The 11,794-nt window shown below is 39.4% G+C and carries 10 protein-coding genes; 5 read left to right on the top strand and 5 right to left on the bottom strand.

Annotated features, from left to right (window positions below):
• Positions 1 to 671: 671 nt before the first annotated feature.
• A complete protein-coding gene (locus H6G14_RS24115; protein ID WP_190570306.1) occupies positions 672 to 1,148 on the bottom strand; it encodes a hypothetical protein in 477 nt (158 codons plus the stop codon).
• 439 nt (positions 1,149 to 1,587) lie between these two features.
• On the opposite strand from H6G14_RS24115, the gene mobV reads away from it, so the two are divergent.
• From mobV to H6G14_RS24100, 3 genes are all read left to right on the top strand, one after another.
• Positions 1,588 to 3,306, top strand: coding sequence for a MobV family relaxase (gene mobV / locus H6G14_RS24110; RefSeq protein WP_190570304.1), 1,719 nt, complete (start codon positions 1,588 to 1,590; stop codon positions 3,304 to 3,306).
• A 337-nt stretch (positions 3,307 to 3,643) separates the two neighbouring features.
• Complete coding sequence (locus H6G14_RS24105; protein ID WP_096637528.1) at positions 3,644 to 4,279, top strand: hypothetical protein; 636 nt, start codon at positions 3,644 to 3,646, stop codon at positions 4,277 to 4,279.
• Positions 4,280 to 4,969: 690 nt separating this feature from the next.
• Positions 4,970 to 5,146 (top strand): ribbon-helix-helix domain-containing protein, encoded by a 177-nt coding sequence (locus H6G14_RS24100; protein WP_096637527.1) that lies wholly within the window; start codon positions 4,970 to 4,972, stop codon positions 5,144 to 5,146.
• A gap of 252 nt (positions 5,147 to 5,398) precedes the next feature.
• Here the strand turns inward: H6G14_RS24100 and H6G14_RS24095 are convergent, their stop codons facing one another.
• Positions 5,399 to 5,584 carry a CopG family transcriptional regulator gene (locus H6G14_RS24095; protein WP_190570302.1) on the bottom strand — a complete coding sequence of 62 codons (186 nt, stop codon included), beginning with the start codon at positions 5,582 to 5,584 and terminating at the stop codon, positions 5,399 to 5,401.
• Between the two features lie 304 nt (positions 5,585 to 5,888).
• Here H6G14_RS24095 and H6G14_RS24090 point away from each other — a divergent pair, with 304 nt between their 5' ends.
• Both H6G14_RS24090 and H6G14_RS24085 read left to right on the top strand, forming a co-directional pair.
• A complete protein-coding gene (locus tag H6G14_RS24090; RefSeq protein WP_190570300.1) occupies positions 5,889 to 6,722 on the top strand; it encodes a hypothetical protein in 834 nt (277 codons plus the stop codon).
• 116 nt (positions 6,723 to 6,838) lie between these two features.
• On the top strand, positions 6,839 to 7,048 hold the full coding sequence (locus H6G14_RS24085; protein ID WP_199326273.1) for a hypothetical protein: 210 nt from the start codon (positions 6,839 to 6,841) through the stop codon (positions 7,046 to 7,048).
• Positions 7,049 to 7,085: 37 nt separating this feature from the next.
• Here H6G14_RS24085 and H6G14_RS24080 read toward each other — a convergent pair whose 3' ends face one another.
• From H6G14_RS24080 to H6G14_RS24070, 3 genes are all read right to left on the bottom strand, one after another.
• Positions 7,086 to 10,604 carry a WD40 domain-containing protein gene (locus tag H6G14_RS24080; protein WP_190570298.1) on the bottom strand — a complete coding sequence of 1,173 codons (3,519 nt, stop codon included), beginning with the start codon at positions 10,602 to 10,604 and terminating at the stop codon, positions 7,086 to 7,088.
• 238 nt (positions 10,605 to 10,842) lie between these two features.
• Entirely contained in the window at positions 10,843 to 10,989 is a 147-nt protein-coding gene (locus tag H6G14_RS24075) for a hypothetical protein (protein ID WP_190570296.1), read from the bottom strand.
• Between the two features lie 288 nt (positions 10,990 to 11,277).
• Positions 11,278 to 11,547, bottom strand: a complete 270-nt coding sequence (locus tag H6G14_RS24070) for a hypothetical protein (RefSeq protein ID WP_190570294.1) — start codon at positions 11,545 to 11,547, stop codon at positions 11,278 to 11,280.
• Positions 11,548 to 11,794: the final 247 nt, after the last annotated feature.

Below are 11,794 nucleotides of genomic sequence, written 5' to 3'. Positions count from 1 at the left end.
TGCTTACTGACAATGACTTACAGCCAATTTAAAACACCGATTTCATTCTCAATAACTCTAAAATTATTGAGAATCTATAATACATTTGTGTTGCAATTGTACTTCAAAAAGACCGCTCAATCGATTAACTTCTTCAGTAAGTGAACCTGAAATTTCCACTGTGAGTTCAGCAGCCATTCTATATATTGAGCGTTAACTGAAATAAAAACTTGTCTAACGCAACAACTAAACTAAAAACCTTCAACACCGTAAGCTTAGTGTAGTTTAACCGTGCTAAATCAGTCTCATCCGACACTAATATTTTTGGCCGTCCAAAACATCAAGAACAGTGGTTTTTTGTCCTTTTGGCCGTCCAGTGAGCGCCAACCTTAGCCATTTGTCATGCTCTGCTGACAAATGCCCACCTGTCAACGGCCGTCCAAAACATCAAAAACAGTGGTTTCTTGTCCTTTTGGCCGTCCACTGTTTTTGAACAAAATTTTCTGTAATTCCTATCCAGACTCAATTACAGCCACTTTTTTGAGTATTTTTTATTGTCAATAAGACCCTAGCTTATTGATAATGCGTAATCATGATATGTTGCAATTATGTTTCAAAATTCTTGCTTAAATTTAACCCAGCCCACATCACAGGAGATGATTTTTCTTTGATTAATGCACTTTTTTCAACTACTACTCAATACCAAACAGCTTTCTCATCTGTTTCTTTTCCTCTGAAAGTTCTATATCCATCCAACCGTCAGTGTCTTCATCTTCATCTTCATCCTCATCAGTGGACAGGTGCAAGTCATTTAAGTTCTCATTAGAGTTCTCATTAGTAGTAGTAGGATTCACAGTTTTTTCAGAAGGACTTAGAACTGTTGCTCCCTCTGGAAGTAATTTTTCTATTCTGCCTATTCTTCTAATAGTTGCCAGTTTCGCTTCTAGACGTTCAATTGCTGACCAACAAGCTTTCTGTAATTCAGGCTGACTGACTTGACCCTCTAACGCTTCAGCAAGCCAAAAAGCTGTAATCGCTTCTATGGCAAACTCTGTCGCTGGTCTATTAGAAGGATGGTTCAATAAATAATCAATTACCTTTCCCTCCCATGAATTACTCTTGCGTTTTATTCTGGGTAACTCAACATAGGAATTGTGTTGTTGACTCATATCTTCTCCTAAGTATAAAAAATGTTTTTAGTATAAAAACCTATCAATATTTGAGTTGAGTATAAATGTGTCTACTTTAACGATGATAGCGATAATATTGTGCCTAAATGTGGTGTTTTTAGCCTAATAAATGTCAATCTAATTTAATTACGTTTCCCCCCAATAGTGCCATTAATGAGTGCTATTGTGGTGTAAAACGCCAAAGCATCGAACAAATCCCTATGCGCCCCAGAGGGCTAAAAACCCTACACAGCAGGCTTTTTAGCGGCAGAGGGGGTTTTGTGACAGTCTTATTTCGCGCTCTTTTACTAAGATAATGGTGTACCCACTACACCTTTTTGCCCTGACGGGTGGCTTGCGCCATTTCTCCCTTGCGGTCGAAACAAAAAGGTTGCGTGGGGTCTGCGACGCAATTACACTCAATCACCCAAAAAGTGGCATGGCTTACGCTATTGCACGGATTAAAAAGCTTAAACGCAGTAACTTGGCAGGCAGTGAATCGCACACCGCACGTCAGCGAGAAACACCCAACGCTGACCCTGACAAACAAAATATCAGATTCATTGGCACTAATAACCCAACACTTTCATTAGACCAGTTGGTGATAGAAAGGATAGGGGAGCAGAAACGGAAGATTCGCCCCGATGCGGTTTACTGCACCGAAATTTTATTGACTGCCAGCCCCGAATATTTCCGTCCCAACTCCCCAACACAAGCGGGTTACTATGAGCAGGACAAAGTTGACTCCTGGTTGACTGCATCCAAACAATGGTTAGAGTCGCGCTACGGATCTCGCATTGTCAGGGCAGAATTACACCTGGATGAAGCCACCCCACATATTCACGCTTACTTTGTCCCCCTCGATGACAAAGGGCAATTGAGGGCCAAGCACTTCTTCGATGGTCGTCAAAAGATGAGGGAGTTTCAAGACTCCTACTCCGAAGCTACAGAACATTTGGGGTTAGAGCGTGGCATTAAGGGCAGTAGGGCGCAACACCAAGACATCAAGGACTTTTACAGCATTGTTAATTCCGGTATAGAACCAGATACCAGCCTCACCCAGTTACAATTGCAAGCTAAAGCGGCTGACCGGGATAGGGCGCAAGCTAAAAAACAGCAGATGGAAGCCACAGCAAAAGCTTTGGCGCTTGAAAATGAACGACTAGACAGACGCATCAAGGAATTAGAGGCACAATTCGCTAGTTGGCAGCAGCAAACTAAACTTCTGCGCGACTTGGAATTATTGGATGTCGCTTGGGAGTTGGGGCTAGATTACGAGCGGGAAAGATGGAGGGGTCACGGTCACATCATTAATATAGATGGGTCGAAATTCTACGACTTTTCACCCGACCAACAGAAGGGCGGGGGCGGTGCGATTGATTTGGTGATGCACGTTAACAACTGCAATTTTCGGCAGGCGGTTGTCTGGTTACATGAGCGATTCGGTGAAGCTGGGGTAGAACGTGCGGCGATCGCTCACGTTAAAAACAGGGCGGCGGACATTATCCAAACTGAACCGCGTCCACAATTTACCCCACCTGTTGAAGATAGAAACAACTGGCCTGCCGTTGAACGTTACCTCACCCAACAACGGGGCATCCCCTCTGATTGTTTGCAAATGCTTTATAACCAGAGCCTAGTTTACGCTGATGACCAACAAAACGCTGTTTTTGTTATGCGGAATCTTGAGGGTCAGCGTAACGGTGCATTTTTACGGGGAACTAGAGGGGAGAACAACAGTTTTAAAGGCTACTCTAAGGGAACCAAACGCCGTGATAGCTGGTTTTACTTCGGTTTGGGTGGTCAAGCGACCGATAAAACAAATCATGTTCTGCTGTGTTCTTCTCCCATTGAAGCTATTTCCAGAGCTATGCTCGAATACCTTGTTAGGGGCAATGTGCCACCTGAGCGAACCTTGTACATGGCAGTCGATAACATCAACTCTTTGCCTGTCGAGCGATTGCAGAACATTCCTAATATACTGGTGACTTTTGGTAAAGACCAATCAACTCATGCGGCCGCACAGCGTGTCTTAAAACTTCTGCCACAGTCCCAACAAGTCTTATCTAAAGCGGCGGATTGGAACGAGCAGCTTCTTGAATATGGGCGGCAGTTAAGGCGACAGCAGCAGCAACAGGATGATGAATTGAGTCTTTAAAAGTCATTTTCAAGGCACTTATGCGCTTATTGATCACACAAATACTCATATTACCTGTTACCCTCATTCACACTATTACTCAATCTTTTTCTTTCCTGAGAGGGAACATTTGTTTATTCTCACTAACTGCAATAGAAATAGCCTACTGGACGTGAAGCCTGGAATCCTCCCAAATATTGGGTTTCTCCAGAACGAATCGCACTTACACATATCTCGGCTTCACGTCTATTTGCACTGGCACTCAAAGATTTTACGTAAAATATTTTTATTAAGAACATTATGTGGAAAAATTATACATAATCAGTTTACTTAAGGCATTTATAAAGAGAAATACTTCATGATTAAGACACTTCCGCTTTTTGCCTCCGTAGCAATAGTTGCTTTTAGTAGTAGTTCAGCTTTAGGTTTTACCCTAGTTGGTTCAGAGCTAAGACTTCGTACCGAAGCACAATCAACCCCAACAAGTCAACTCTTTGTGACTTCATTTCCTGCATCTGCGATTGTTAGCGAATCAACTGTGGAGTTCCCTAATCTTGCGAGTTTGTTTGACCCAAGTACAGGTGTTCCTCCAGGATTTGCTAGATCTCTTGTAGACGTTTCGATCGATGCTGGTGCGGATTACCTAGCTATCGACTTTGATAACGCCGTAGGATTTAATAGCTTTGCAACTGGGTTTCAGAATACCTATGTGTTTACATTCACTGCACCCACAGCTTTGCAAATTACAAATGTTTTGATAGACCCACAAACTACATTAGGTCTAACACCTGATCGAGTCACCTTTAAGGGAAATGAATTGTTCGTAAACGTCCAGGGGCTGCCCTTTAATACCAATTCATTTGCCCGTATTAACCTAAGTGGCACTACAGTTACAGCAGTTCCCGAACCTAGCTTTATGTTTTCGCTGGGCATCGCGGCATTAGCTGGAACTATTCTCAAACGGAGTACCAAGCGTAAAGCTCTTCAAGATTGAGCAAGCTTGAGCAATTAGATGCTGCCAGAGCAACGGGCGGCAGATTGTCTTCATCACCCGTTGCTTGTTAAAGAAGGCTCAAACCTTATTCTTAGGCTCAGTTGCGCTCATAACATTGCCTAAAATAAGCCAAACTAGGGAATGGTGATTCATAGCTAATCAGTACCGTATAACTAAAGACTGAAACTGTTTCCAAGCAAGAATTTCAAGTGATATAGCGGAATTTTTCGTGAATCGTTGCACTACCCCATATGTACGCCTATTGAAAAATTTATAAGCGTTTTATTTTGCATTAGTGATTAATTAAGTCCATCAAACTGCTCTTTACTAACTATATATTTGCTTGCTGTTCATTTGAATGGTAATATTCTTAATGAAAAATGAATAAGATTTAGTTAATAAAAAGAAGCACAGAAAACTTAAAAATTTTAGAGTAATTTTAAAAAGTTATGATGTGAAAATTTTATGGCAATCGCTCTACTATAACTTGGACAAATGATGATGCAATAGATAAACGTTTTGCTATCGTATAGATTAGCTTTTAAAGATAGTAAAACAGTGCTTTTTATAACTCTTCTCTAGTCGATAAAATATATCTATCTAGAGGCATAGTGATCTACAGAATAAGCAATATTATGCTTTTTAAAAAACCACATCTATAAATTTGTTCAATCTTACTAAATTCATAGCATGAATAAAAAATGGGCTGTCAAGCGCATAACCATAAATTTAGCATCAAATGAAGCTGAAAACCTTGAAAAATATTGTTATCAAACGGGTAGACCAGCAACTGATGTGATTAGAGAACTTATTCGAGGATTAACTACAACAAAGCATGATAATACGAAGCATCCTACCTCTATTTAATACCAATAGATGATTTAATTCTCTATTGTATTCAGAAATTGTAGGTATAATTACAGCCCAAATTCATAACTTTTTAGCTGCAATTAACCGTTGGTAGTAACTTTTGAAGCGAAACCTTACATTTAGGGATTTATCGATGAGTTCTGATTATTTATCCATTCACTATTCCTCCATCTGCCAATTTTTGATTGCTTTACTCTAAAAGCTGTACTTCAGTTACAAATATTCTGATTTAGAGTTATCGCACAAGAATTAAACCACAGGTAACTTCTGAATGAGTTCCTCAATTACATTCGTTACCTCTTTACCCGTTTGCTCACAATAGTTTTTAAGGTTTTGAGCTTCATCTGATGTTAGGTCTAATGTAATTTGCTTAAGCGTCGATTTTTGACTAGAGGATGTATAACTAGCAGAGTCAATCGCGTCTGTCTTATTCATTGTCTTCAGTTTGTAAAAATCCTATTAAATATTGCCTATTAAGAAAAATTTTTACCAGTGAAAATCATGATTTTAAGCTTGAACTTAAACTTTTTATTTTCTTTTTTTAAAGGAAAATCTCTTTTTAAGGTTTTCAAGAAAAAAATTATTCTATTGTGGGACAAACATCCCATCTTTCCTAAATCTTGAACAAGTGCGGACACCTATCCTACAAGAAATTGCAGATGTTTTTATTTAAGATCCCTTTCTAGCAAAAGTAGTGGTCAAGGTACTAGATGATATGGATGAGAGTGTGAAACAAATTATGTCTAAGAAATTTTTAGTTAACACTGAATCGGCATATATTGAGCCTGATGAAGTAACTGTAGAGACTATCAAGTGTAATCGGATACATCAAGCTGAACCAAAGCTGAAAGATGACTATTTTGTTCAAAAGATAATTGATGCAGATACCTTAGCTAAAACTCGAAAGCGATTAGATGCTGCAATAGTATCTGCTTGGAACACAGTCAAGTCTAATCGCCGACCACCAGCCCTGACTCCTATACGTTGGGTATGGCGGCTTGCTGGTTTTTACCATTTGTGCCACTCTACCCCACAACTTATGAAAGAAGCACAAGAGCGCTTTGCTTTAGCGAATCGCTATAACTTGGCACAGTGGGCTGGACAAAAATCTATAGAAGAGGCTGGTCACGACCTACTTGCCTTGTTAGATATTCAATCAATGGGATACAAACCTGAAGCTGTTGTAGAGGTGCTTCTTCCTCCTGCTGCAAAAACTTTGGTGGACTCTTTTACTCGCAGTGTCCAGGACTCAGATCCCATCGATTGCGTCGGATATTCCTATACGGCTGAACGCTTAGGGATATGTGTAGGAGAGGCTTACGTTCAGAGCGTCGAAGCATTGCTACCATCAGGTATCAGAGCCACTCGTTGTCTACGCGCGCACAGCGCTGTTAGTACTGAAGTAAAACACGTAAAAGAATCACTTGTAATGATCGCAGGGCTAACTTCCCAAGAGATTGATCGTATTGTAAAAGCCTGTTATGAAGCTGCATTGTTACGTTTTAGTCCACCTAAACAGGACTATATATCAGATGACGATATTGAGAAGCTTTTACAACCATCAAAAATTTAAAATAAGCATGAGTGAATGCAACTGATTAACTGCCAATGCACTCACTTAATAGCCAAGTACTACTTGTTTAAAACAGCTTTTGCATTATATAATTCACGCAAAATTACAAGGGAAAGATGATAAAAACTACAACTATTAAGCAGGAATCTTTAAATTCTGATGATTCTGCTATTAATCAGCAATCTTTAAATGCTGATAGTTCTACTAACAGCCTTAGCAATATTGGCTTAGATAGACTAGATGACACAGAGTTTGACTTGGAAAGGATAATGTTAGAGGAATTTGCAAAAGGATTACCAAGTGATATCCCTATGGCTGATTTTTAAGGATTTACGCTTATTGGGGGCAGCCGAGGTCATTTTTCTAAACAATAGCCCCCAAACCTTTCAAAGTAGCGATAGTTGCTGTGGTTAAGCCTTTAACTCCTCTAATTTTCATTCCTTCATAAAATTTCTTAGCTTTCAAAGTTTTTAAGCACTTACTTGTGCTAATATCCCATATTCGAATTGTCTCATCAGCACCACTGCTAGCTAGATTTATATTATCTGGGCTAAAGTCTATTGACCAAACCCAAGCGGAATGTCCATATAATGTCCTTTTGCATTCACCAGTTTCAATATCCCATATCTTAACTGAGTAATCAGGACTACTACTAGCTAAAAAACGACCGTTCCGGCTAAAGACAACTGCTTTGACGATACCATTTACACATACCTGGAAGGTTTGGACACACACACCAGTGCTAACACTCCACAAGCGGACTGTTCCGTCATAACTAGCACTTGCGATCAGTTCACCATCCGGACTAAAAGCAATTGACCAAACCCAATTGGTATGACCCTCAAACGTTCCTTTACACTCACCAGTGCTAATATCCCACAACTTTACCGTCTGATCCCAAGCACAACTAGCTAATGTCCTTCCTTTAGGACAAAAGGCAACAGACTGGATCGCAGCACGATGACCCTGTAAGGTTTGTAAAGTTTTGCCTGTATTGATATCCCATAACTTCACTGTTAGGTCTTGACTACCACTTGCCAACATCTGACCATCTGGGCTGTAAGCGACTGACCAAACTAGCGCTTGATGCCCGTGAAAAGCTTGCAAGACTTGACAAGTGTTAGTATTCCATAACTTAACTGTTTGATCGTCACTGCCAGTTGCTAGTGTCTGCCCATTTGGACTGAAAGCTACCGATCTAACCGCAGCATCATGGGCTTGGAAAATTTGTAAAGCTTGACCCGTATTGACATCCCATAACCTCACCATATGGTCTTGACTGCCACTTGCTAACATCTGACCATTCGGACTGTAAGAAACTGACCAGAACTGGCTAGTATATCCACTGAAAGTCTTTAGACATCGACCTGTACTAACATCCCATAACTTCACTGTTTGGTCTTCACTACCACTTGCAAGAATATTTCCTTGTTGACTAAAAGCAACAGAAAAGACCCAAGCGGAATGCCCCTGAAGGGTTTTCAAACATTGACCCGTGGTAGCGCTCCATAGTTTTACTGTATGGTCGAGGCTGCCACTAGCGATGAGATTACCTTGAGGACTAATGGCAACCGACCATACCGCAGCATTATGTCCTTGTAAAGTTTTAATACATTCACCAGTATCAATGTCCCACAATTTCACTGTTTGGTCATCGCTGCTACTTATTATTGTCTGACCGTCAGGACTGATAGTGATTCCTCGTATCCCGTCATCATGTCCCCAGAAAATTTTGAGGCATTCACCAGTACTGGTGTCCCATAATCTAATTGTGTCGTCATCACTGCCACTTACTAGCATTTGTCCATCTAGAGTGAAAACTGCACAGATTATCCAACTTATATGTCCTTGAAATGTTTTGAAACATTTAGCAGTATTAATATGCCATAGTTTCATCGTGCAGTCATTACTGCCACTGACTAGTGTTTTACCATCTGGACTAAAGGCAACTGTCCACACTTCATGTGTGTGTCCTTGTAAAGTTTGTAGACATTTCCCTGTATCTACATCCCATAATCTCACCGTGTGATCACTACTACTGCTAGCCAGCATATTACCATCAGGACTAAAAGTTAGTGATGGAATCCAGTTAGTATGACCTTGACAGGTAAGAACTTGCTTACTATCCATAACTTGATATAAGCGAATTTCGCCATTAGTATCGCCGATTGCCAAAAGTTTGCCATTAGGGCTAAAAGCTATTGACAAAACACCACTAAAAGTTTCGGTAAAAATTGACTTACTTAAATCAGTATTTTGAAAATTGACATCATATAATTTTATGTTCCGCAAGTCTGCTTGCCAAATAGTCAGTTCGGAAAAATCATAACCTGTTAAATTTGTCTGTAGTTGACAAAGCAAATTAAGAACATTTCCACCTGTGTAACTTGGTTCTTCGGGTGATTCTTCTCGTAGTTTAACTAGAATTTTAGTTAATTGATTTTCAATTCCTCTTTTGCTCCTCAAAATAGTGAGCAACCCATTAATTACTTGTTTGAGGATGAGACGAACTTGAGTTTCTTTGATGTAATCTTTAGCACTTGCCTTGACCAGTGCATGGCATCTAAAAAGCTCAAGATTTCCAGTCGCAATCTCTTCACAGACTTGCTCTATCAATACCTGAGCTATATATTCCATGACTACAGGTTGTAGAGTAAAGCTTGTTATACTTTTCTCAACTAGTGATCGCCTTATTAGCGATTCTAAAGCCTCTAGCAATTTTCGTTGTGATACTGGTGATAAAATATCATCTTGCAACTCAGATAATGAAACTGGCTCACAATTAATTGCTAGCCAATACATTATTTCTTTTTCCAAATTTGATAATCGCTCAAACTGTTGCGTTAAAATATCACGAATATCCCCAAAAACAAAAGTATTTTGTTGCAAAAACTCAGTTACATTACCAGCAAACACGTCTTCAATGGTTGTAGCAACTATTTTTAAAGCCAATGGATTGCCTCCATAGCATTCAATCATTGCTTTCCATTCATCTTCTGCTGCTGATAACCTCTTGAGTTTCAAAATTTTCTGCCCTTCTGCTACGTTCAAACCATTTAATTTTAAAGAGCGAACTGGTAGTAATTTTCCTTCCAGTAGAGCTACTTCTTTAGGTTTTTCTCGACTAGTCAACACTAAGCAGCTTTGGTGAGTAGCTTCTCCTAAACGTCTAAAAATTTCACCATATTCCTCATATCCTTCTTGATATTGTCCAGCTCGACTCCCATAGCGCAAAATCGACTCAGCATTGTCAAGTATCAGCAGACAACGATGTGTTCGCAGATAATAGATTAGTCGTGATATCTTATCACTTAAGCTTTCTGGTAAGTTAACTTCTGTTTCCTGCTCTTCCGATAGGAATTGGAGGAACTGAGTTAATATGGTTTTTGCGGGTGGAGCTTCGCGTAGAGAGCGCCAAATAACATATTCAAATTCTTCTTGAATCTGTTGAGCAAACTTTATAGATAAAGCAGTTTTACCAATGCCACCCATTCCCAATAATGCTACCAATTGACAACGTTCATCAACGATCCATTGCTCTAATATGGTAACCTCTTCTTTACGTCCATAAAAAACAGAAATAAAGCTAGAATCTCCCCAGTCTAACCGAGTATTTGAGTTTAAATAGTCACTTTTGTGTAATTTTGACTGAAAAGCTAAAAATAACTTTTCAAGAGTTTTTTTATCAACCCCTCCTTCACGATTCAGTACTTTCGAGATTGTACTGGTATACAATCCCGTAAGAGTGCTGATTTCTTCCAATGTATAGCTATTTCCAAAATTTTCCTTTGCTTCTAACTTACGTCTTGCTTCCTGAAGTTTTTGCCAACCCCTAGTAGTAAGTGCAACGCCACGTTTGCGTCTCCAATTCTGTAATACCATTTATTAAAAATGTAACAGTTTTCAGTCTTAAAAACTTACCAATAATTAGAATTATTGCATCTTTCCAAATTTATAAATATATCGCACCTACTCTTCGGTATAACCAAATTTCTCACCAAAGTAAACATTTTTCGCAACTACCTACAGGAACATTGATTAGATTAACCCTCTTCTAAGAAAGCAGATTTAGTGAGGGCTGAGGAATAAGCTCAAAACCAAAAACTCAGACTTTTTTGAATCAGTAACTAATGATTCTAATAGCAACAGGCGATCGCACTGCCACAGAAACTCTGACATTTATATCAGGTGTCTTTAAGGAGCTTGAGTTGCTTAAATGCCTCCCCTTTAGCCAAAAATCTATATTTTCATAAATTAGCTTTTTCATGTTCTTACTTGCTGGTTTTTATCCACCTGTCATCTTTGAGCCAGAGGATTTAACTACCAGCCTTTAGTCAATTTTGCCTGTCAAATCAGCGACCAAGTACTGTACAAATGGCTTTTACTATAGCCTTATTTGTAACTAGAACACGGCTCTCTAGAAGCTTTTGCTCAACTACGCGCATCAAAGGCTTGGCATTTATTACCCATGAACAGAGGATTTGTTGTTCTTTATTGTCCATAGTGCAACTAAAAAAGCCTAATTTTCACCTATTTTTGTGCTGTTTCCTTAGCCTTAAGTTTGGTTACGGGCTTTGAGGGCGTTGACTGCCTGACGCTCCTGTGGGGTCAACTCTTTCCAAACAGCCGATTTAAACTCACTCGTCCATTCTTCTGTAAGTTCAGCAATCAACTCCCAACACTGATCGGCAATAGATTCTCTAATTAGTGCCACATTACCCATAAGTTTCTGCTCAAAAGACAATTCGAGGGTGGAACCAGAGGTGGAACACTCTTCTATTACCTGTGGTGATTGAGTTTGAGGTTCAGAAACAATTTGTTCCACCCCCTGCCCCTCTAAACTTTATTACCCATTCAGTTTGAGTCTTTTAAACCTTTTTTGTAGTACTAATGTAGTTATTTAGTATTCTTTTTTGTTGGCTATTATTTTCTTTTTCAGTTTTGACCCAAAAAACGGGAAAAACTTTTTTGCGTACTGTGCGGAAACTCAAATTTTTTCAACTGACATGAAATTCACGTCAATCTGACTAGGTTTTACCATAGATTTACCAAGAATTTGACATAGTTTGGCT

The sequence above is a fragment of the Nostoc parmelioides FACHB-3921 genome (assembly GCF_014696625.1).
Taxonomy (GTDB): Bacteria; Cyanobacteriota; Cyanobacteriia; order Cyanobacteriales; family Nostocaceae; genus Trichormus; species Trichormus parmelioides.
Note: the sequence above shows the minus strand (reverse complement) of the source record. Positions and strands in the feature narration are given on the sequence as shown.